This window comes from Salipaludibacillus neizhouensis, assembly GCF_002886185.1.
GTDB lineage: Bacteria > Bacillota > Bacilli > Bacillales > Salisediminibacteriaceae > Salipaludibacillus > Salipaludibacillus neizhouensis.
In genome coordinates this window covers 2,775,828-2,797,222 of sequence record NZ_KZ614146.1, presented here as the reverse complement: position 1 = coordinate 2,797,222, position 21,395 = coordinate 2,775,828, and the positions used below count along the sequence as shown (strand labels likewise).

Here is a 21,395-nt window from a genome sequence, read left to right as displayed (position 1 = left end):
ATGAGATGTTTCGGAAAAAATTTTATAGTAATGAGTTGTTTAATGGTTATCGTTGTAGCATGCTCACATGCAGAGGCTACTTTCTCTCAAGCGAAGAAAGAGCTTCCATTTCCAGTACTCATTCCTGAATCCGATTTGGATGGGTGGGATATGGAAGAAACAATTTATGAAGATGAACTTTTGGTATCAAGTTTTATTGGAGAAAATAATCGGCAAATCGACCTTATACAAGATCAAAATATTCAAGGACTAGATATTCCCTCTTTAAGAGAGCATCTTGATTTGAATATGAATTTTTCCGGAGTACGTAAGCCTGATACTGAGGTTGTAGAAGTTTCTGATTATATTGGGGAGCTTAGCTATTTTGCCGATCCTCTCCCTTCTATTCAGTATACGTTTGTTGATAAAAAAGGGTTGTTTGAAGAAACCAATGAAAAGGTACCTTCTTATCAGGTAATTGGTAAAGAAGTATCCACAGAAGAATTAATTCTTTTTGTCGAAAGCTTGGAAGCCTCTTCCTAATCTATTAGAGAGGCTTCTTTCTTTTGTTTGGTTGTCATGGTAAGATAGCTTTTGGATAAAGAATGAGTATACTAGAGGTGAAAGCAGTGGGATTACACGTCGTTTTACATGAACCAGAAATACCTGCAAATACAGGTAATATAGCTAGAACTTGTGCCGGGACAAACACGGGATTACATCTCATACATCCACTAGGGTTTTCAACGGATGATAGAATGTTAAAACGAGCAGGCTGCGACTATTGGCCGAATGTTAAAGTTGATCATTATGATAATATAGAGGAACTTTTTTTGAAGTATCCTGAAGGCGAGTTTTACTTTATTGAAACAATCGGGACGAAACATTATCATGAGATTGATTACAGTGACTTGAAAAAGGATTACTTTTTTGTGTTTGGCAAAGAAACAAAAGGACTTCCGAAAGAACTAACAGAGAAGTATCAAGAGAGATGTTTTCGTATTCCACAAACGGATAAGATACGCTCATTAAATCTCTCGAACACTGCAGCCATCGTTGTATATGAAGCGTTACGTCAACAAAGTTTCCCTTCCATTGGATAGGCTAAAATAAAATAAAAAAACCGTCACCAACAAACAGGGGACGGTTTTTTTATTTTATTTTTTGTGAGGGTTTGAGTTATATCCACCTGTAAAAATGGCGATAAGAAAGACTATACAAACACCTGTAATTAAAGCTAGTCCCATGGGAATGCCTCCTTAGACGTTATCTACACCTCAATATACCATGTTTTAAGAGAGAAAGAAACATTGCGGACCTAAATTTTGAGTGTGGGAAATCTTTGAATCCTAGTATAAATAACGTATAATAATGATAGTAAAAGGAGGTCGTATTCATGTATGTTGTAATGAATGAATTGCATGTACCTAAAGAAGGACGAGAAAACGTAGCAAATCGTTTTGCCGAAAGCTCCGAGAAAATGAAGCAGGTTCCTGGCTGCTTGGATTTCTTATTTTTAGACCCAGAAGAAGATGATAATTATCAAATAGTGTTAACGAAGTGGGAGACAAAAGATGACTATGAGTCATGGATCCACAGTGATTCTTTCAAACAGGCTCATAAAAAAAGACGTGAGAACCTTGATAAGAGTGCTACTTCCGGAAATAAAATTTATGCTTATGAAGTGAAACATCATTTATAAAACTTAAATAAATAGCGAGAGTATTTGACGCTTTCTACTAATATTTAATTTTTATCAATAAGGTAGTTTATGCTTAAGGGTGTTTTCATAAAGACTGTTGAGTACTTGGAACGAGGGTCTGGAATCCGCTCAAGGCGGTTAATTTCCACGGGCACTGCTAACAGTCTCCCCGCGAAACCAGCCCGTGGTGTCTTCGACAGTTATGATCCTGCCGGAGTAGCCGCTTTTCGCTTCTTTGAATTCTTTTCAAATACAACAAATTTTATCAGATTACATAAAAATTTATGTTTATAATAGGGGTCAATTATGAAAAACACTTATTTAACTAGTCATTTTCCTCTTATTGCAATTCTACTGTTCGGTCTTTCATTTGCGATTTATATAGAGAGACTGGCTATTCAGTATTTACAGGAAATCGGTTTATACTCTGGTATGATTGAATTCCTTTCGGCAAGAGGGATTGACCTTATTCTTTTATTTGTTTTATGGCTGTTTTTCTTCATGCTGTTTGCGGCTATGAAATTAATAGCAGTTACGGTGAATGAGCTTTCTTTACTTTTTTTTTCCCGGGATCAAGATGGAAGTGAATTGAAAAATGTTAGGAAAGGCTCATGGATTTTTCTAATAGGTGGTATCGCATCGGTTCCCGCTACATTTGAAATTTTTGCACTATTGGGTGTGTTTGTTCTAACTTGTTTTATTTACTTTATTTACTTCATTTATCGCGTCAGTGATTCATTATCAGCCTTTGCCCTAATTGGACTAATTTTCTTCCATCTCTTTTTTTGGTTTGCTTTTGTAACAGTTATTTTTTATGCGGTCGTCAAGTTATATAATAGTATTATTGCTGGTTTACCTGTTTAAAATTGATCTATTTATCATGAAATGTTATTTATTATCCCTTTTGAGTCCGACTACAGTGGACGCTTCCCAAAGGCAAAACGCTTCAGCCTTTTGGATAAGACTAATCGGCAAATCCAAAGGGGCCTCACACCATAACAATTGTTTAACTTATAGCACAACATAAGGACACTGGAAAAGTGATGAACGATTTTTTCAGTGTCCTTATTGTTTTCCATTGTAGCTGCCCAGTTTCTACAAAATAAAAATTAGCTTTACCAGTCCTTATAGTTGATTAATTAATACCATTCATAATATCACGCCACAATTTGGTATGAAGATTTTGGCTGCTTTCGTTTATTAAAGAGCTTGGCTCATCTTTGCCCATCCATAATCCTGTCGTATAACGATCATTCATTCCGATAAACCACAAGTCATGAAATTCATTTGTAGTTCCTGTTTTCCCTCCTGTATAGCCAGCCCTATTCAAACGAGCTGCTTTTCCAGTTCCTTCTGATACAACTTTAGCGAGCATTTTTCGTAAATCTGCAATTGTATCCTCACTCCATATTTCTAAATTTTCTTTTTCCATGGAGTACAGGACTTCTCCATCGGCGTCCATGATGTTACGTATGGCTTTAGGGGAATGGTATACCCCGTCCGTTGAAAATGTAGAGTAGGCCTGAGTTAATTCATTAACAGTCATCCCATGTTCGAACCCCCCTAATGCTGAGGGAAGTTTATAATCAGATGAGCTGACTTTTGCAAAATTAAATTGATCTACATAAGAAAAAGCAGTTTCAATTCCTACTGTGTCAAGCATTCTAACTGCAGCGGTATTATATGAGTTTTTTAAGGCTGTTTCTATTGTCGCTTTCCCATAAATAGCACCGCCAAAATTATTTGGAGAGTAGCCATTTCGATTAATAGGGCCAGCATCAATAACAGAGGCCATATTTAGACTTGTTTCTTCAAGAAGAGGGGCATATACAAGCAATGGTTTGATTACTGATCCGGGTTGACGGTAAGCTTGGAAACCCCGGTGAAAATTAAATTTATCATAGGAAACTCCTCCAGTAATTGCGACAATTTCTGCTTGCTCATGATCGATAATAGAAGTCGCTGCTTGAATGGGGCTATTTTCTAATAAACGATTTATTGTTGAAAGAGCATGCGTTTGAATACTTGGGTTTAAAGCAGTTTCAATGGTAATTCCGGATGATATCAACTCATCTACCCGTTTTGCTAATTTTTCTTCGAAAGAAGTTCGTTCTTCCTGTGAAGAAGCGGAATGTATTTTTTGCACAAATCCCTCTTCAGCTGAAACAATTTGCTTTAACTCATAATGAACATATGTTACATAATCAGGAAAGCTATCTTTTTTCTCATATATCTCAAGGGTAATCATATCCTCTAAAGATTCTTCTAATTCCTTATCCGTAATAAACTGATTCTCATGCATTTTTTCTAATATCCACTCTTTCCGTTGATGAGTATTTTCGCTATTTGTTAAAGGATTATAATGAGCAGGGCTATTAGGGATTGAGCTGAGAAATGCAATTTCTGCAATACTTAGTTCATCTGTCTTTTTACTAAAATAATAGTTACTTGCAGCTTCTATTCCATATACACCATTTGAAAAATACACAGTATTCAAATACATTTCCATAATATCATTTTTGGAAAATTTCTTTTCTAGGTGATAAGCATAGAGTAGCTCAGTTAGTTTCCGTTCATATGTCTGAGAATGAGTTAAATATAAATTCCGTGCCAACTGTTGTGTTAACGTGCTTCCTCCTTGTTCAATTGATTTGTTTTGAAGGTTTACTAAGAAAGCTCTTGCTATGCCCCCAGTATCAAATCCTTTATGTACGTAAAACTTTTGGTCTTCAGCAGCAACAAAGGCTTCTATGAATTTAGATGGAATATTTGAGTAAGATACTGCGATTCTATTTTCTTCTGAATATATATCAGAAATAATATTACCATCGTGGTCTAAAATTTTGCTGTTATAGGTTAGAATAATATCTTCTAATTGAATAGTCTCATCGAGGAAATTATCTAATGATTTTACGGAAGATAATTCTCTGGCAGTCCACATAAAAAACAAAGAAAAAACACTAACAAATAAAAGGATGAAAAAGTTTCCAATCATTATACGCATAATCTCACACACTCTCACTATTAATAAAAAAGCGGTACGGTCTTTTTAAAAAAGAATTTATTATATTTATTTTACTTTGAATTGGAAAGAAGCGAAAGTGATTATCCTATATCTTTATATATATATCTTTTTGAATGTTTAAATTTCTATTGAATTCCTGCATTTAATTCGAGCAAAGAACCTTTAATGACTATTCCAAAGCATAAAAATAAGTGATGAATGAATGGTCAACTTATTTTCATTTTTCATAGGATAGTGAATCTTCTTTTAGGTGTTTGCATAAGATGAATCATAACTTTAAAAATGAAAGACCAGCTATTAAGGAGGGTATAATGAACATCATAAATAGAATCCAAGAGCACAGAGAAGAAGAGGAGAAGTTAAAGTGGGAAGGTACCTTCGCTGATTATCTGGATATTTTACATGAACATCCGGAAGTAGCCCAGACAGCTCATTCCAGAATTTATAACATGATTAAAGATGCGGGAGTAGTTGAGGAAGATGGTAAAAAAAGCTACTTATTTTTCAAAGATCAAATATTTGGCTTAGAAGAAGCTATTGAAAGATTAGTAGAAGAATATTTCCACTCTGCAGCCAGAAGATTAGATGTTAAAAAACGAATTTTACTTTTGATGGGCCCGGTTAGTGGAGGGAAGTCAACACTCGTTACAATGATAAAGCGAGGTTTGGAGCAATACACTAGAACAGATAAGGGAGCAGTTTATGCAATCAAGGGTTGCCCGATGCATGAGGACCCTCTTCATCTGATTCCACAACATATGCGCAAAAGTTTTTTCGAGGAATATGGAATTCGTGTAGAAGGAAATCTTTCTCCATTAAATATGATGAGGCTAGAAAATGAATACGATAATAGGATTGAAGATGTTCAAGTTGAACGGATTTTTCTTTCAGAGGATCGAAGAGTAGGTGTAGGTACATTTAGTCCTTCTGATCCAAAGTCACAAGATATCGCCGATTTAACTGGAAGTATCGACTTTTCAACGATCGCAGAGTATGGCTCTGAGTCTGATCCGCGAGCCTACCGTTTCGATGGAGAATTAAACAAAGCCAATCGAGGTGTGATGGAATTTCAAGAAATGTTGAAGTGTGATGAAAAGTTTTTGTGGCACCTTTTATCTTTGACACAAGAAGGTAATTTTAAAGCAGGAAGATTTGCGCTAATATCAGCTGATGAAATGATCATTGCACATACCAACGAAGCTGAGTATAAATCGTTTATTTCGAACAAGAAAAATGAAGCATTACATTCTCGAATGATAGTTATGCCGATTCCATATAATTTAAGAGTAAGTGAAGAAGAACGAATTTATCAAAAGATGATCCAGGAATCCGATATTTCCCATGTCCATATTGCCCCACACGCGTTAAAAGTGGCAGCAACTTTTACAGTATTGACCAGATTAAAGGAATCACAGAAAAAAGACGTAGATTCATTGAAGAAAATGAAACTTTACGACGGACAAAATGTAGAAGGTTTTAATAATCAGGATGTGGAAGAATTGAAAAAAGAATTTGGGGATGAAGGAATGGAAGGTATTGACCCCAGGTATGTCATCAATCGTATTTCATCTGCGATTATTCGGAAAGAATTAACTTCTATCAATGCTCTTGATGTTTTACGCTCTATAAAAGAAGGTTTAAATCAGCACGCATCCATTAAAAAAGAAGATCGCGAAAGATACTTGAATTTAATTTCAGTTGCAAGGAAAGAGTACGACGAAATGGCCAAGAAAGAAGTTCAAAAAGCATTTGTTTATTCCTATGAGGAGTCGGCGAAAACGTTAATGAATAATTATCTAGATAACGTTGAAGCATACTGTAACAAAAATAAACTTCGCGATCAGTTAACTGGTGAGGAAATGAATCCTGATGATAAACTGATGAGATCTATTGAAGAACAGATAGGAATTTCTGAAAATGCGAAAAAAGCTTTCCGGGAAGAAATATTAATTCGAATTTCTGCCTACGCGAGAAAAGGTAAAAAGTTCAATTACCATTCCCATGAAAGACTGCGGGAAGCAATTGAGAAAAAGTTATTTTCTGATTTGAAAGATGTTGTTAAAATAACCACTTCAACTAAAACGCCTGATGAAAACCAATTAAAAAAGATAAACGAAGTAATCGCAAGACTTGTAGACGAACATGGTTATAATACTAATTCAGCAAATGATTTGCTAATTTATGTAGGAAGCCTTTTGAATAGATAAAAAGTAAAAGGGGGGAGAGATCCCCTTTTTTACGATTTCTTCTGTGGAAGACAGGTCGAGGTAGAAGAAACAGGAAGGTAACCTAGATGAGAAAAAAACCGTATTTATAATAATGTCGTAACTTAGTTTTATTTCAGTTATATTGAATGCGTTTACATCCAATTGTTACAGTATGTTAACAGTTATATTACTTTCTTAATATTTGGTTTATAAACACTGCTTCGAGGCAATTATCTTAATAAGCCCTATAAGTATATATAAGGGGAAATTTAGATAAAAAGGAGTCAAAAAAATGAATACGGACCAAGCACCTGAACCAGACAATCGTCCTAGGAAACAAACTTGGAAACGTATGATATGGTCATTTTCAAAATTAATAGCTGTAGTGTTAATTCTTACTTTTTTTGTGCGAGGGTTTTTATTTACTAATTATATCGTTTACGGTAAATCGATGATGCCTACGATTCACGATGGGGAAAGAATCATTGTGAATAAAGTAGGATACGAGATGAAGGAGCCAAGTAGATTTGATTTAATTATTTTTCATGCTACAGAGGAATCTGATTATATTAAAAGAGTGATTGGCTTGCCGGGTGATGAAATATATTATGAAGATGACATGCTTTATATTAATGGTGTTGCTCATGAAGAGGAATTTTTAGAGGTTCATCGAGAAGCTCATGAAAATGGTCTGTTTACGGAAGATTTTGATTTGGAAGGGCAGACTGAAAAAACGACTGTGCCTGATGGGCATGTGTTTGTTTTAGGAGATAACAGGCAAAATAGTGTAGATAGTCGTCATATTGGGTTTGTGTCAACAGAAATGATTGTAGGGGAAGCGAATATGACCTTTTGGCCACCGGAAAATATGCGTTTTTTTAAATGAAAATTAGTATGAAATAAAGAGAATAACTGTTTGTTATCATATGTTATTTTCAGCATGATTCCTTGAAAAATGTCTGGACCATAATATTGTGGATCAGACATTTTTTAATTTGAGTCTAACCCTAGTTGTTTTCTAATCTTGGTTTGATCTCGGATAGCCTTTGTTCGACGAAACTCACTGATCATAAATACAGTAAGCGTATAGGATTTTAGATTATTTTGGTATTTCTATATCAAAGCTTTTACATTAGGAGTTATATTCCTAATTTTTAAAGTTAATGTTAAGAAAATAAGAGGTTTCTGTATAGTTTTTTGGCAACTAACTGTCCTAGGTGCATAGTATAAAATAAGAAGAGGGTACAAAGGTTTCAAATCCACCACTTGTATTAAAGGAGGGTTTACCGATGGCAAACGTACGGGGAAAGAACTTTATCGTTTCAAATGAGAATTGGTCCCTCCACCGCAAAGGACAGCAAGACCAGCAAAGACACCATGAAAAAGTTCAAGAAGCCATTAAAAAAAATCTACCAGATTTAGTAAGTGAAGAAAGCATAGTAATGTCAAATGGACGGGATCTGATTAAAGTTCCAATTCGCTCATTGGATGAATACAAAATTAGATATAATCATGACAAAAGCAAACATGTAGGGCAAGGTGATGGTAAGAGTGGCGTGGGTGATGTTGTAGCAAGAGAGCCTCAAAAGCAAGGTCAAGGGCAAGGAGACGGTGCGGGAGATCAGGCAGGGAAAGATTATTATGAAGCGGAAGTATCTATAACTGAATTAGAAGCAATGTTATTTGAGGAATTAGAACTACCGAATTTACAGCAAAAAGAAGAAGATAATGTCATTGTTGAGAACATTGAGTTTAATGATATAAGAAAAAAAGGTTTAATGGGAAATGTGGATAAGAGAAGAACAATATTAGAGGCGATTAAGCGAAATGCGATGGACGGTAAGGCAGGGGTAGCACCTATATACAATGATGATCTTCGTTATAAAACTTGGGAAGAAAAAGTTAAGCCTGAATCGAAGGCAGTTGTTATTGCGATGATGGATACATCTGGAAGCATGGGACGTTTTGAAAAGTATATGGCTAGAAGTTTCTTTTTTTGGATGACCAGATTTTTAAGAACCAAATATGAAACAGTAGACATAGCCTTTATTGCGCACCATACAGAGGCAAAACAGGTTTCAGAGGATGACTTTTTTATGAAAGGTGAAAGTGGTGGAACGATTTGCTCATCTGCTTATATCAAAGCATTAGAACTTATTGATCAAGAGTATTCACCTTCAAGATATAATATATATCCTTTCCATTTTTCAGATGGCGATAATTTAACTTCAGATAATCAAAGGTGTATGAAATACGTGAACGAGTTAATGGAAATATCGAGTATGTTTGGTTATGGAGAAGTTAATCAGTACAATCGTAACTCTACTCTTATGAATGCCTATAATAAAATCCAGGATAAACGATTTAGACATTATATTTTAAAAGATAAAGAGGATGTATATCGTTCATTGAAGTGGTTCTTTCAAAAAGAAACAGCTAACATGCATTAATAAAAAAGAAAATTAAAAGGATCCTGATGAAACTTTTCAGGGTCCTTTTTAACATGATAATTTATAAAATTATCGGTTTGTTAGAGATTATTGTGTTTGTTGAACAGAGAGGATCCAACTAGCTCTAGGCGGACGCTATCCGCGGGCAATGCTTATAAGATTCCATGCTAACAAAGTAACAAAAGGGCACAGAGCTTTTTTAGAAAGTCTACTCCACTTTTTTCAGTGACCTTTTGATTCAATGAACAAAGGCATTGCCAGGTAATTTTATACTTTATCCGTGACCTCCTTTTTTTCTGTGGAAGTCGCTTTTGCACTTTCGGGCTTATTCTCGAATATTCACCCTTGTGGTTCAATATAGAGAACAAAACGCTATCCCACCCTCTGGTAAAATAGGTATAAATAACTATTTACAGTAGTATTTCTTAGTAATATTATAGTAAATATATTGTAACTTACCTAAAAAAGAATATCATTTTCACCTATGCCAACCATTCCTAAAAGGGATATTTTTCTCGTTAATTAGTTCTATATAATGAACAAAATGAGGCTGTAGAGTAGATTGTAAATTGTGGAGGGAAATTATGATTGAAATAAAAGATAAAAGTAATAGTAAGGAAGTTGATGCTGAGTGGATAGTTTTAATGGAGGAAGCACTTTTACAAGGTTTGACACAAAGAGAAATCAGAGAATTTCTTCAAGAAAGAAGTGTAAATGAAACATAAGATTGTCGGTAATTAAAAAAAGGCCACTGATAGGCAAATTTTCAGTGACCTCATATTATCTAAGCTCTAAAGGAAAATTTACATTGATCCGGGAGTTAATATCAATTTTAAAAACAAAACTCTCATTTTTTTGTTAAATTCACGAAGAAAACTATTGTCCTATAAAGAGCAAATAATAATAAAGCTGCTAAAAGAGAACCAGCCATATAGCCTGCAGTAAAATTCCTTGCTAAAAACCATTCTTCATTCATACCAACAATAACACCGATCAGGATTGCTAGCCCTATAATAGCCAGGTTCATTCCAAAATCAAATTTTTGCTCTTTTGAAAATTGCTTTAAAGCAATCATCAGAACTCTCCTCCCCATCTTCCTTGTAAATTAATTATAATAGTTATGATCTAACCGTGCAATAAATTATACAAAGAAGAGAAGAATTTGTTTTATGTTTGAAATTATTTGAATGTTTTAAGGGCTTCACCTATAGAGGTATTGCCAGATAGAATCTCGATCGTACTATAAAATGTTTCTGAAATTGTGAGTGCATTTACAGCAGCGCTTGCTACGTCCTCACGAGATATTGTCGAATTTAGATCATCTAACTTTAATTTAGCAGTAATTGTGCCTGTTGCAGGATCATTTGATAAACCGCCTGGACGCAGAATTGTATAATTTAAGGAACTATATTGTAAAGCTTCATCTGCAGCACCTTTAGATTTTAAATAATGTTGTAATTCTTTGGGACCATCCTCTGGTCGATCAGCTAAAATTGAACTAATCAACACAAAACGTTGAACCCCAATTTTTCCTGCTTCCTCAATTGAAGTGACGGCTCCTCTAAGATCAACTGCTTCCGTTTTGTCTTTTCCCGTGTTTCCACCTGAGCCTGCAGCAAAAATAACCGCATCTACCCCATCATAGGCATGGGAGAAATCCTTTTCTAAATCACCTATTACTACTTCATTTGCTCCAAGCTCATTCATCGTAGCTTGCTGTTCTTCCTTTCGAACCATTGCTTTAACTGTATGTTCAGAGCTTAAACCTAACATTTTCACCATATGTTTTCCTATTTGTCCATTAGCTCCAATTATTAAAACTTTCATTTGTATCTCTCCTTCCATTAATAGTAATTCCCTTCCAAAATTCCATTAAACCTTCTTTTGATCATATCAAGGTTCATTTTTAGTCAGGAGTATAATTTGATAAAAGCGGTAAGATAAAAGAATCATGTATGAAAGGAGGATTTGATGAAAGTTTTGCTTATATTGCTAATATTTATTTTTAATTTTTTTCTTATAGGGTGCACGCAAAAGGAAGAAAATGTTGAAGCTTTGACAGAGGAAGACTTGGTTGTTTCCGAAACAGCTGCTGGTGACTTTATACTTAGGTTAGTTTCCAAGAATGCAGTGTATGAAGCTGGGGAACCGATAACAATTGTCGGGAAGTTAAAATATAGAGGAAATAAGGAAGAATTAGTGATTACTTACGCCAACAGTCCATTTACATTTGATATTATAGAATCAACCAGAGGGGTAGAGATCCCCTTTGCTGTAAGAAGCACTTTCAGAAATACTATTCTTGAATATGATCAATGGTATGAAGAGGAATATGATAAACAGGCATTACCCAATGATAATAATGATAAGACTGCCGTATTTATGAGTTCATATATAAAAGAAGAAGGCTTCCCACCAGGAGAATACGAGGTCGAAGTAAGATCTGAGTTCATGATTAATACTGGTCAAACGAAAGAAGATCATTCCTACACAACATCTATACTGTTAGATGTAAAAGAATTGAATTAAATTGTTTAAAACCGAATTATAGAATTAATATTAATCTTTCTGATTTGCTATTTATTATATAAATAATCGAGGGATAAATAATGAAATCCATAAAAGAAGTCTTCAATGAAATGTTTAAAACTCTTTACCGTTTAAATAAAAAATTTACAGGAATAGACACAACATTCTAAGAAGGTTATTTTTTTTGACGAAAAATGAAGAATAACATTGAGAAACATAGTTTTTAAGGGATAAAAAAATATGTGATTGTATGAGTTATTTGGTAAAATAGGGATAGTATAAAAATGGGACAAGATGAGGGGTGTAAATATGAAAAATATCGATAAAATAAGTGGAGAGAAAAATAATATATTCTCTCTTGTCGATTTTAGCGATGATTTATCTGATGTGATGACCTCATTTACGGTGATATTTGATAATCTTTCAGATGCAGTTATTTGTTTGAATAATAAATGGGATTTCACTTACATAAACTCTGCTGCTGAATCTATTCTCCAAAAGAATCGAGAATCCTTAATTTATAAAGATATTTGGATGGAGTTCCCAAGTTTTGTTCGAACACTACTCTATGAGGGATACCATGATGCACTTATGAAAAATAGACCGGTAGAATTCGATGAATATCTAGCAGAATATGATTCATGGTGGCATATACAGGCTTATCCCAAAAATGGAAGCCTAATAATCATATTCCAAGATATAACAGAAAAACATGTGGCAATGGAAGTAGTAGAAGAAAGTTATCGGACATTATTTCATAAACACCCTGATGCAGTATGTTCTGCTGATTTAGATGGGAACCTCCTGGCAATTAATTCTGCCTTTAAAAAATTATTTCCAATCGATGAAAAACTTTTATTAGGAAGTGATTTTCGTAAATTTTTGCCACGAGGTAAGAAGAATGTGATGGAAGACTTATTTGATAAAGCAAAGACTGGAAAACCAAATGCCATAGAGTTAAATTTAACATTGGAAGCTGGTACTCCTTTTTATATTTTATTAACTGCCATTCCTATCATTGTACAATCAAATATTATAGGAGTTTACGGAATCGTCAAGGACATCACTAATCAGCGGTACAATATGGAGAAATATAATGAAGTTTCTCATATGAATAAGCTGATTCTTGATTCAGTTGATGAGGGGATTTTAGGAATCGATGAACAAAACAACGTTGTAATGTGGAATGACTCGGCTAAAAATATGACTGGCTATTCCAAGGAAGAGCTTAACATCAAGCATCTGAATGAAATGTTTCATCAAAATAGAGATGACAAAAGCATCTATCCATCTGAAGGAGAATTTCCCTCCGGTGAAAGCGTCATTAGAGAATCTGAAGTAACCTTCTTTAGAAAAGATGATAAACCAATCATTATGGATTACGTGATGACGCCAATGATTTATTCAAATCGAACAGTAGGAAGAGTTTACACCTTTAGAGATATTACAGAAAAAAAGAAGTCAGAAGAAATACTTTACCAATCGGAAAAATTATCAGCAGTGGGACAACTTGCAGCTGGGATTGCGCACGAGATTAGAAATCCACTAACTTCGTTAAAGGGCTTTCTTCAGTTAATAGAAAAAACTGGAGAAGGAAAAAAAGAATACTTTGACATTATGAAATCCGAATTCGGACGGATTGAACAAATTTTAAATGAACTGTTAATTCTGTCTAAACCTCAAACAACAAAAAATGAAATATGTGATTTAGATGGGTTATTAGGACATATTGTCACTCTTTTAAATACTCAAGCTATTATTAAAAATATTTATATTACGAAAGACATAATGAATACCCCACTTGAAATTGAAGGGGTAAGTAATCAAATCAAGCAGGTATTTATAAATTTTATCAAAAATGCAATTGAAGCAATGGATCAAGGCGAAATTACTGTTAAAGCGAGAAAAGAAGATAATTTTGTGGTAATAGAAGTAATCGACGAAGGATGTGGAATCCCTAAATCCTTGCTCTCTAAAGTTGGTGAACCTTTTTTTACGACGAAGGAAAAAGGTACTGGTTTAGGTTTAATGGTTTCTTATCAAATAATTGAAGATCATGGTGGAGATATAAATGTGAAAAGTGAAGAAGGAGAGGGAACTACCTTTACAATACGATTGCCTGCATATGAAAAAGTCTATATTAAACAATAGTTTTTGTTATCAATGAACGCTCAATTATGAAAACTGCCTTTATAAAAAATTGTTGTTTGGAAGAATCCGCGATCCTCCGGTGGAAGAATGATCCAAGCGTTAAATACTACAAAGCAGTTTTTCTTAAATCGTTTTCCACAGAATTTTCGGAGATTTCCGAAAAAATTGTAATTACTAAGGCGGACTAAAAATACCTTGCTTTTCTACTTATGGATTTTATAATAGAGTTAACTGTTTGTAGGAGAGGGATAGGCAATATATGAAAAAGATATTTATTTTTGCTGTAATTATTATTGGGTTAACTTATGGTGGGTATCGCATCTTACTATCTTATGCATCGGACTATTTGGTGGATCAAGTTGCTAATGAAATATTGGCTGATGATGGAATTGAAAAACTTCTCGAAGATCCTCAAGTTGGTGAACTTCTAGATAAATATAATAGCGAGGCTAGTAGTGGAAAAATACCGGAGAACATGGCTTTCTCTACTAAAGAAGAGGCGACAAAGGTTCTTGTCAGTAATTTTACAGTTAGTGAAATTAAAGATATTACTGCAAAAGCGTCGAGGGGGCTTACATCTGAAGAACAGGCAGAGTTGGAATCCATGGTTTTGAACAGGTTAACACCTGAAGAAGTGGAAGCTTTATGGATGATAGGTATCTCTGAGTTTAGTGGAGAATTCACGAAATGAAAAAGCTGTCACTGGTCCTTTGAGGCAAGTGACCTTTTTTAATAAAAAACGCTTTGCGTTTTTCTTATAAAGAAGGTGAAATGGTGATAATACATACTGTTGTGATTTATATTCTATTATTATTTTTAATAATTGGAGTTATAGATAAAGCTTTAGGGAATCGAAGAGGCTATGGAAAAGCATTTGATGAGGGTTTTCAGGCTATGGGGCCACTAGCCTTAGTAATGGTAGGGATGATTTCTATAGCACCGGTCCTGGCAGAGTCACTGAAACCTATTGTGACGCCGATTTTTTCATTTTTAGGTGCAGATCCGGCGATGTTTCCAGGTATGCTTTTGGCAATAGATATGGGTGGCTATTCTTTAGCGATAGAATTGGCAGAGGATGAAAGGGCAGGTTTGTTCTCCGGAATTATTATGTCGACCATGCTTGGACCAACATTTGTATTTACGGTACCGGTGGCATTAGGACTTATTTCAAAGAATGACTATCCAATTTTGGCGAAAGGCATAATGATTGGGCTCATTCCTATTCCAGCAGGGGCATTTATAGCTGGATTAGTTGCGGGTTACGCACCAACTTTTTTAATTTTACAACTGCTTCCGGTTCTAATATTTATAGTGGTGATTATTGCAGGATTATTCTGGCTTAAAAACTTTATGATTCAACTATTTGTTATTGCAGGAAGAGTAATAATGGTGCTAGTTTCTTCTATAATAGCTGTTGTTGCTGTACAGGAATTAAGTGATATAACTATCATCGCGGGTCTGACACCGTTTCAGGACTCGATGGAAATAGTCGGACTCATTGTATTAACCCTTGCTGGTGCATTTCCACTTGTACATTTTTTGAGAACAAAGGTTATTCCGCTTTGCAGCGAGTATATAAAAAAAATCGGGTTGACGGAATTAACAGTCGTGGGATTAATATCTTCATTAGCACACAGCATTCCAATGTTTAAAAAAATCCATGAAATGGAAGAACAAGGGAAACTGATTAACATTGCTTTTTCTGTTAGTGGTGCATTTGTATTAGGCGGACATCTAGGGTTTTCTGCCGCTGTAGAAGCCGAAATGGTTCTTCCTATGATGATTGGGAAAATCTCAGCTGGAGTAATGGCGGTCATAATAGCTTACATAATTACAAAAAAAAGTAACGGAAAAATCAGGACTCCGTTACTTTAGGATTAAGCTTGGCGCTGTGTTGTTTCACCGGGGCAGAATTTATTTCCTCTAAATTAGAAGAAGATGTTGAGCTTAAATTTAATAAGTCATTCTTTACAGTTGCTGCTTTAAAAGCATGTTTTATTTTCTTTTTTTGGTGTCTAGAGCTTCCATAATAATGTTCTTTTGTCTCATGCCAATCAAGCCAAAAACTATGCCATTTATATTTAAATGAATGAGTGCTTTTTTCCACTATTATCCAACCCCTTTCTTACAACTAATACTTCTATATAATGTATGCATTCCCCTTTTAAATCATTTAAAAACTTTAAAGAATTACATAATATTGTAATAAGCTCATAAATGGATTATGGTATAAAACCTATCATTTTTAGCGTCTTTAGGAAGTAATGTTACATCATAATTGATGAATTTATGGTTAATGAGTATGGATAATAAAATAAATAATATATATTTAATATATTTATAAAAAAGTATTTATTCTCTTTTCAAATAATGGTATATTATATGCAAATCTAGAAAACTATCGAAGGCAAATTCCGCTTTAAAAAGTCGTCAGACATCGTACAAGTAGATTTGTTTTTTGATACCGTTTTTATAGATTATAATTTTCAGCTATTTATGTCATAATAATGGCATAGCTGTCAGAGTGTTTCATAAGCACTTAACAGAAAAAACAAAAAACTAGGGGGATTTACAAGATGAAAAAACGTGTCATGATGTTAATGTCTTCAGTTTTAGCTGCAGGTACATTGCTTGCTGCTTGCGGGGAAGAAAACAATGAAAGTACTCCAATTAATGATGGAGGAAATAACGCTAACGAAGCTGCTGATAATAGCGCGGATGAGAATACTGGAAACAATGAAGCGGCTGGTGAAGGAGAAGCTTTTACAGCTCAAATGGTAACTGATATTGGTGGTGTTGATGATCGGTCATTTAATGAATCAGCATGGGCGGGACTTACACTGTTTGGCGAAGATTATCCAAATGCAGAGGTAGGATATGTTCAATCTAGTGATGCTTCTGATTATGCACCTAACTTAAACCGTATTGCTAGAGAAGGCACAGATATCTCATTTGCTATTGGATTCCTAATGGAAGACGATATTAAAACTGTTGCTGCTCAAAACGAAGATCAAAACTTCGCAATTGTAGATACTGTTGTAACAGATGATAATGGAGATCTTATTCCTAACATTGCAAATATCACTTTTGCAGAACATGAAGGTTCATTTTTAGTAGGTGCTGTTGCTGCTATGCAGTCTGAAACAGATCATATTGGGTTTATTGGTGGAGTCGAAGGAGAATTAATTAAAAAGTTTGAAAGTGGCTTTAAAGCTGGAGCTAAATTTGTAAATCCAGATATTGAAATTGCTACACAATATGCACAAAACTTTAACGATGCATCCAAAGGACAACAAATCGGTAACGCTATGTATGGCAACGGTGCGGATATTATTTTTCATGCAGCCGGGGCAACTGGTAATGGATTGATCACTGATGCAATTGAACGCGCACAAGATGGAGAGAATGTTTGGGTAATTGGTGTCGACCAAGACCAAGCGTTAACTCAAGGTGATTGGGATGATGGTAACGTCATTTTAACTTCTATGGTGAAACGTGTGGATGAGGCAGTTTACCAAGTAGCTGAATCAACAATGAACGGTGAATATCCAGGCGGTGAAGTCCTTGAGTTTACATTAGAGGATGCTGGTGTTGGTATTGCTGAATCGAGAGAGAATGTTTCTGAAGAAGCATTGACTGCTGTGGAAGAATATACGGATATGATTATCAATGGAGAAATTGTAGTACCTAAAACAGATGAAGAGTACGAAGAGTTCGAAGGGTCACTATAATAAAGACATTAACCAAAGGCTAGTCTTGTACTAGCCTTTGTTAATGAGTCCGAAGGGGTGTTCACATTGGAATACGTAATCGAGATGAACAATATAAGGAAAGAATTTCCCGGTATCGTTGCCAATGACAATATTACGCTACAGGTCAAGCAAGGCGAAATTCATGCGTTGCTTGGTGAAAACGGAGCAGGGAAATCAACACTAATGAACGTCTTGTTCGGCCTGTATCAACCTGAAAAAGGCGAAATAAGGGTCCGCGGTGAAAAAGTAGCCATCACAGATCCTAATGTAGCGACTGAATGCGGGATAGGGATGGTTCACCAACATTTCATGCTCATTGAAAAATTTACTGTAACCGAAAACATCATTCTTGGCAAAGAGCCAAAGAAGGGAACAACGATAAACCTCCGTAAAGCAGAAAAAGATGTAGCTGAAATTTCAGAAAGATACGGTCTAAAAGTTGATCCGCGTTCAAAGATTGAAGACATTTCAGTTGGAATGCAACAACGTGTCGAAATTTTAAAAACGCTGTATCGCGGTGCGAATATCTTGATATTCGATGAACCAACAGCTGCTCTGACACCTCAAGAAATTAAAGAGTTAATACAAATAATGAAGAACTTAATAAAAGAAGGTAAATCCATTATTTTAATTACACATAAATTGAAGGAAATCATGCAAGTCTGCGATCGGTGTACCGTAATCCGTCGAGGTGAAGGAATCGGAACTGTTAATGTTAGTGAAATGACTGAAAGCACACTTGCGGAAATGATGGTAGGGCGTGAGATTAGCTTTGAAGTTGAAAAAAAGGAAGCCAAGCCAACAAATCCGGTTTTAACAATAAAAGACCTTATCGTAGAAGATATACGTAGAGTCAATGTCGTCAACAAACTTAATCTGGAAGTGAAGGCTGGGGAAATCTTGGGCGTAGCTGGAGTTGATGGCAATGGTCAAACAGAGCTTATTGAAGCAATAACAGGTTTACGTTCTTTAAAGAGTGGTACAATTTCAGTTTCTGGGCAGGATATTAGTGGATATAAACCTCGTAGAGTAACAGAATCAGGTGTAGGGCATATCCCTCAAGATCGTCATAAACATGGATTAGTACTCGATTTTACAGTTGGGGAAAATATATTATTGCAAACGTATTATCAGAAACCTTATACTTCGAAGGGAATCTTGAACTATACAAAAATGTATGATAAATCCCGGGGGCTTATTGAAGAGTACGATGTTAGAACACCAAATGAAAAAACATTTGCTCGTGCCTTGTCAGGCGGGAACCAGCAGAAGGCTATTATTGCTCGGGAAATTGATCGTTCCCCCGAACTACTCATAGCAGCTCAGCCAACTCGTGGTCTGGATGTAGGGGCAATAGAATTTATTCACCGTAAGTTGGTAGAAGAGAGAGAGAAAGGTAGGGCTGTTCTTTTAGTTTCTTTAGAATTAGATGAAGTACTTAACCTTAGTGACCGAATAGCTGTTATATATAACGGTGAAATTGTCGATATTTTAGATACAAAAGATACAGATGAAAAAGAACTGGGTCTTCTTATGGCTGGCGGTAAAAGGGATGTAGGTGATGTACAGTGATAGGAAATGTGCTGAAGAGCAAACTATTCGGAATTACTATACCGCTAATTGCGATCGGTTTTGGTTTTCTGGCTGGTGCTGTGATTATGCTGTTAAGTGGTCACAATCCAATCACGGGATACGTTGCTTTATTTCAAGGAGTCTTTGGAGAAATATACTACTTTGGTGAAACCTTACAACGGATGACGCCATTGATTTTTTCCGGGTTAGCTGTTGCATTTGCCCTTAGAACTGGATTATTAAATATCGGGGTGGAAGGTCAGTTGATCGTAGGTTGGTTTGCCTCAGTTTTTGTTGGGATAGTTGTTGAAGCCCCAATGATTATTCATCTTCCTTTAGCAATGGCTGCAGGGGCAATTGCAGGAGCACTTTGGGGATTTGTTCCCGGCTTACTAAAAGCGAAGTTTGAGGTTCATGAAGTTATCGTTACTATAATGATGAATTATATTGCTTTACATATCGTCAACCACTTCATTCGCAACAACTTACTTGCTTCTGGGCAAAGAACCGATTTTATTAATAGCAGTGCATCTCTATCTTCAGAGTATTTAGCTGCTTTAACTGATTTCTCCCGATTACATTGGGGATTTCTTATTGCGATTATAAGTTGTGTTATTATGTGGTTTATTTTATGGAAAACAACAAAAGGTTTTGAACTTCGAGCAGTTGGTTTCAATAAAAATGCCTCATCGTATGCTGGGATGAATGTTAATTTTAATATTATTCTCTCTATGTCGGTTTCGGGAGCATTCGCTGGTGTCGGTGGTGCGATGCTTGGACTAGGAACTTATCAGTATGCTAATATTCTTCCGGCATTTACAAGCTATGGCTTTGATGGAATTGCGGTAGCACTTCTCGGTGGAAGTACGTCTATCGGCATATTCTTAGCTGCATTTCTTTTTGGTGGCTTAAAAGAAGGTGCCAATAATATGCAGGCAGCTGCGGGAGTTGCACCAGAACTTGTAGAGATAATCATTGCACTAATTATTTTCTTTGTGGCTTCTAGTTATTTAGTTCGATGGATTTACACGAAGTTGCAATTTAAGAAGGAGGGTAAATAAATGGATATATTATCAATTCTTTATACCATTATCCCAGCTGCTCTAATTGCTGCTACTCCCTTACTTCTTACTGCACTAGGTGGTTTATTCAGTGAACGATCCGGTATTGTTAACATAGGTCTTGAAGGGCTTATGGTCATGGGCGCTTTTGGAGGGATTGTTGGTACGCTAATTTTTGAGTCTCTAGGATTTGGGGATGCTGCACCGTGGATGGGTATTTTATTTGCAATCGTTATAGGTGCTATCTTTTCCCTTTTCCATGCTGTGGCATCGATAACGTTAAAAGCAGATCAAATAGTCAGTGGAGTGGCATTAAACTTTCTGGCAGTTGGTTTGTCGGTGTTTATTGTAAAGGAAGTTTTTGATCGTGGACAAACGGATGTTGTTGCATCTAGAATTCCAAGAGTTGAAATCCCTTTACTAAGCGATATACCGGTTATTGGACAGTTGATATTTCCACGTGTTTATGCAACAACCTACATTGCATTTGTTTTAGTGGCAATTGTTTGGTATGTAGTATTTAAAACGCCTTTCGGATTGCGTCTTCGATCTGTAGGTGAACATCCGATCGCTGCGGACACGATGGGTATCAATGTTAATCGAATGCGCTATATTGCTGTTATGCTAAGTGGTGCATTTGGTGGGGCAGGTGGAGCAATTTTTGCTATCACTACTGCAGGAAACTTTGCTGGAAATACAATTGTCGGTCAAGGTTTTATGGCGTTAGCAGCCTTAATTTTTGGGAAATGGCATCCAGTTGGTGCAATGGGGGCAGCAATCTTCTTTGGATTTGCTCAGGCTTTAAGTATTTCAGCTCAGCAAATTCCAGGATTAGATAATGTTCCTCAAGTTTACATGTTAATTCTGCCATACGTATTAACAATTCTAGCATTAGCAGGTTTTGTAGGTAAAGCTGAATCACCTAAAGCTTTAAATCAGCCTTATGAAAAAGGTAGTAGATAAGATT

At 35.6% G+C, this 21,395-nt stretch carries 20 protein-coding genes; 16 read left to right on the top strand and 4 right to left on the bottom strand.

Going from position 1 to position 21,395, the window contains the following annotated elements:
• Positions 1-42: 42 nt before the first annotated feature.
• The 4 genes from CEF18_RS13285 (at position 43) to CEF18_RS13270 (ending at position 2,545) form a co-directional block, all read left to right on the top strand.
• On the top strand, positions 43-522 hold the full coding sequence (locus CEF18_RS13285; protein ID WP_110936926.1) for a hypothetical protein: 480 nt from the start codon (positions 43-45) through the stop codon (positions 520-522).
• A gap of 86 nt (positions 523-608) precedes the next feature.
• Complete coding sequence (gene trmL, locus CEF18_RS13280; RefSeq protein WP_110936925.1) at positions 609-1,082, top strand: tRNA (uridine(34)/cytosine(34)/5-carboxymethylaminomethyluridine(34)-2'-O)-methyltransferase TrmL; 474 nt, start codon at positions 609-611, stop codon at positions 1,080-1,082.
• Positions 1,083-1,375: 293 nt separating this feature from the next.
• Complete coding sequence (locus tag CEF18_RS13275) at positions 1,376-1,681, top strand: antibiotic biosynthesis monooxygenase family protein (RefSeq protein WP_110936924.1); 306 nt, start codon at positions 1,376-1,378, stop codon at positions 1,679-1,681.
• Positions 1,682-1,987: 306 nt separating this feature from the next.
• Positions 1,988-2,545, top strand: coding sequence for a DUF5366 family protein (locus tag CEF18_RS13270; protein ID WP_110936923.1), 558 nt, complete (start codon positions 1,988-1,990; stop codon positions 2,543-2,545).
• Positions 2,546-2,816: 271 nt separating this feature from the next.
• Here CEF18_RS13270 and CEF18_RS13265 read toward each other — a convergent pair whose 3' ends face one another.
• Positions 2,817-4,685, bottom strand: a complete 1,869-nt coding sequence (locus CEF18_RS13265) for a transglycosylase domain-containing protein (protein ID WP_110936922.1) — start codon at positions 4,683-4,685, stop codon at positions 2,817-2,819.
• 332 nt (positions 4,686-5,017) lie between these two features.
• Between CEF18_RS13265 and CEF18_RS13260 the strand changes: the two genes are divergently transcribed.
• The 4 genes from CEF18_RS13260 to CEF18_RS13245 all read left to right on the top strand — a co-directional run bounded on the left by CEF18_RS13260 (position 5,018) and on the right by CEF18_RS13245 (position 10,088).
• Positions 5,018-6,913: a PrkA family serine protein kinase gene (locus CEF18_RS13260; protein WP_110936921.1), complete on the top strand. Its 1,896-nt coding sequence runs from the start codon at positions 5,018-5,020 to the stop codon at positions 6,911-6,913.
• Positions 6,914-7,205: 292 nt separating this feature from the next.
• Positions 7,206-7,799, top strand: a complete 594-nt coding sequence (gene lepB, locus CEF18_RS13255) for a signal peptidase I (protein ID WP_110936920.1) — start codon at positions 7,206-7,208, stop codon at positions 7,797-7,799.
• Between the two features lie 403 nt (positions 7,800-8,202).
• A complete protein-coding gene (gene yhbH / locus CEF18_RS13250; protein WP_110936919.1) occupies positions 8,203-9,363 on the top strand; it encodes a sporulation protein YhbH in 1,161 nt (386 codons plus the stop codon).
• 584 nt (positions 9,364-9,947) lie between these two features.
• Entirely contained in the window at positions 9,948-10,088 is a 141-nt protein-coding gene (locus tag CEF18_RS13245; RefSeq protein WP_110936918.1) for a DNA-binding anti-repressor SinI, read from the top strand.
• Between the two features lie 122 nt (positions 10,089-10,210).
• On the opposite strand, the gene CEF18_RS13240 is transcribed toward CEF18_RS13245, so the two are convergent.
• The gene (locus CEF18_RS13240) at positions 10,211-10,438 is read right to left on the bottom strand and encodes a hypothetical protein (protein ID WP_110936917.1); all 228 of its coding nucleotides are present in this window, start codon (positions 10,436-10,438) and stop codon (positions 10,211-10,213) included.
• Positions 10,439-10,542: 104 nt separating this feature from the next.
• Positions 10,543-11,190 (bottom strand): SDR family oxidoreductase, encoded by a 648-nt coding sequence (locus CEF18_RS13235; RefSeq protein WP_110936916.1) that lies wholly within the window; start codon positions 11,188-11,190, stop codon positions 10,543-10,545.
• Between the two features lie 144 nt (positions 11,191-11,334).
• Here CEF18_RS13235 and CEF18_RS13230 point away from each other — a divergent pair, with 144 nt between their 5' ends.
• The 4 genes from CEF18_RS13230 (at position 11,335) to eutH (ending at position 15,918) form a co-directional block, all read left to right on the top strand.
• The gene (locus CEF18_RS13230; protein WP_110936915.1) at positions 11,335-11,892 is read left to right on the top strand and encodes a hypothetical protein; all 558 of its coding nucleotides are present in this window, start codon (positions 11,335-11,337) and stop codon (positions 11,890-11,892) included.
• 309 nt (positions 11,893-12,201) lie between these two features.
• On the top strand, positions 12,202-14,043 hold the full coding sequence (locus CEF18_RS13225) for a PAS domain S-box protein (protein ID WP_183041191.1): 1,842 nt from the start codon (positions 12,202-12,204) through the stop codon (positions 14,041-14,043).
• A gap of 259 nt (positions 14,044-14,302) precedes the next feature.
• The gene (locus CEF18_RS13220; RefSeq protein WP_110936913.1) at positions 14,303-14,734 is read left to right on the top strand and encodes a hypothetical protein; all 432 of its coding nucleotides are present in this window, start codon (positions 14,303-14,305) and stop codon (positions 14,732-14,734) included.
• Between the two features lie 80 nt (positions 14,735-14,814).
• Complete coding sequence (eutH, locus tag CEF18_RS13215; RefSeq protein ID WP_110936912.1) at positions 14,815-15,918, top strand: ethanolamine utilization protein EutH; 1,104 nt, start codon at positions 14,815-14,817, stop codon at positions 15,916-15,918.
• Here the strand turns inward: eutH and CEF18_RS13210 are convergent.
• Complete coding sequence (locus CEF18_RS13210; RefSeq protein ID WP_110936911.1) at positions 15,899-16,150, bottom strand: hypothetical protein; 252 nt, start codon at positions 16,148-16,150, stop codon at positions 15,899-15,901. The genes eutH and CEF18_RS13210 overlap by 20 nt on opposite strands.
• Positions 16,151-16,619: 469 nt before the next feature.
• Here CEF18_RS13210 and CEF18_RS13205 point away from each other — a divergent pair, with 469 nt between their 5' ends.
• The 4 genes from CEF18_RS13205 to CEF18_RS13190 all read left to right on the top strand — a co-directional run bounded on the left by CEF18_RS13205 (position 16,620) and on the right by CEF18_RS13190 (position 21,391).
• Entirely contained in the window at positions 16,620-17,774 is a 1,155-nt protein-coding gene (locus CEF18_RS13205) for a BMP family lipoprotein (RefSeq protein ID WP_110936910.1), read from the top strand.
• A gap of 66 nt (positions 17,775-17,840) precedes the next feature.
• The gene (locus CEF18_RS13200; protein WP_110936909.1) at positions 17,841-19,367 is read left to right on the top strand and encodes an ABC transporter ATP-binding protein; all 1,527 of its coding nucleotides are present in this window, start codon (positions 17,841-17,843) and stop codon (positions 19,365-19,367) included.
• Positions 19,364-20,428 carry an ABC transporter permease gene (locus tag CEF18_RS13195; RefSeq protein WP_407690398.1) on the top strand — a complete coding sequence of 355 codons (1,065 nt, stop codon included), beginning with the start codon at positions 19,364-19,366 and terminating at the stop codon, positions 20,426-20,428. Before CEF18_RS13200 ends, CEF18_RS13195 begins: the two co-directional genes overlap by 4 nt.
• Entirely contained in the window at positions 20,429-21,391 is a 963-nt protein-coding gene (locus CEF18_RS13190) for an ABC transporter permease (RefSeq protein WP_110936908.1), read from the top strand.
• The last annotated feature ends 4 nt before the right edge of the window (positions 21,392-21,395 follow it).

Bases quoted from the DNA above. Each gene is read 5' to 3' on its own strand.
- CEF18_RS13285 (WP_110936926.1), top strand. From the start codon at position 43: ATGGTTATCGTTGTAGCATGCTCACATGCAGAGGCTACTTTCTCTCAA.
- CEF18_RS13275 (WP_110936924.1), top strand. From the start codon at position 1,376: ATGTATGTTGTAATGAATGAATTGCATGTACCTAAAGAAGGACGAGAA.
- CEF18_RS13270 (WP_110936923.1), top strand. From the start codon at position 1,988: ATGAAAAACACTTATTTAACTAGTCATTTTCCTCTTATTGCAATTCTA.
- CEF18_RS13265 (WP_110936922.1), bottom strand. From the start codon at position 4,685: ATGCGTATAATGATTGGAAACTTTTTCATCCTTTTATTTGTTAGTGTT.
- CEF18_RS13260 (WP_110936921.1), top strand. From the start codon at position 5,018: ATGAACATCATAAATAGAATCCAAGAGCACAGAGAAGAAGAGGAGAAG.
- lepB (WP_110936920.1), top strand. From the start codon at position 7,206: ATGAATACGGACCAAGCACCTGAACCAGACAATCGTCCTAGGAAACAA.
- yhbH (WP_110936919.1), top strand. From the start codon at position 8,203: ATGGCAAACGTACGGGGAAAGAACTTTATCGTTTCAAATGAGAATTGG.
- CEF18_RS13245 (WP_110936918.1), top strand. From the start codon at position 9,948: ATGATTGAAATAAAAGATAAAAGTAATAGTAAGGAAGTTGATGCTGAG.
- CEF18_RS13240 (WP_110936917.1), bottom strand. From the start codon at position 10,438: ATGATTGCTTTAAAGCAATTTTCAAAAGAGCAAAAATTTGATTTTGGA.
- CEF18_RS13235 (WP_110936916.1), bottom strand. From the start codon at position 11,190: ATGAAAGTTTTAATAATTGGAGCTAATGGACAAATAGGAAAACATATG.
- CEF18_RS13230 (WP_110936915.1), top strand. From the start codon at position 11,335: ATGAAAGTTTTGCTTATATTGCTAATATTTATTTTTAATTTTTTTCTT.
- CEF18_RS13225 (WP_183041191.1), top strand. From the start codon at position 12,202: ATGAAAAATATCGATAAAATAAGTGGAGAGAAAAATAATATATTCTCT.
- CEF18_RS13220 (WP_110936913.1), top strand. From the start codon at position 14,303: ATGAAAAAGATATTTATTTTTGCTGTAATTATTATTGGGTTAACTTAT.
- eutH (WP_110936912.1), top strand. From the start codon at position 14,815: ATGGTGATAATACATACTGTTGTGATTTATATTCTATTATTATTTTTA.
- CEF18_RS13205 (WP_110936910.1), top strand. From the start codon at position 16,620: ATGAAAAAACGTGTCATGATGTTAATGTCTTCAGTTTTAGCTGCAGGT.
- CEF18_RS13190 (WP_110936908.1), top strand. From the start codon at position 20,429: ATGGATATATTATCAATTCTTTATACCATTATCCCAGCTGCTCTAATT.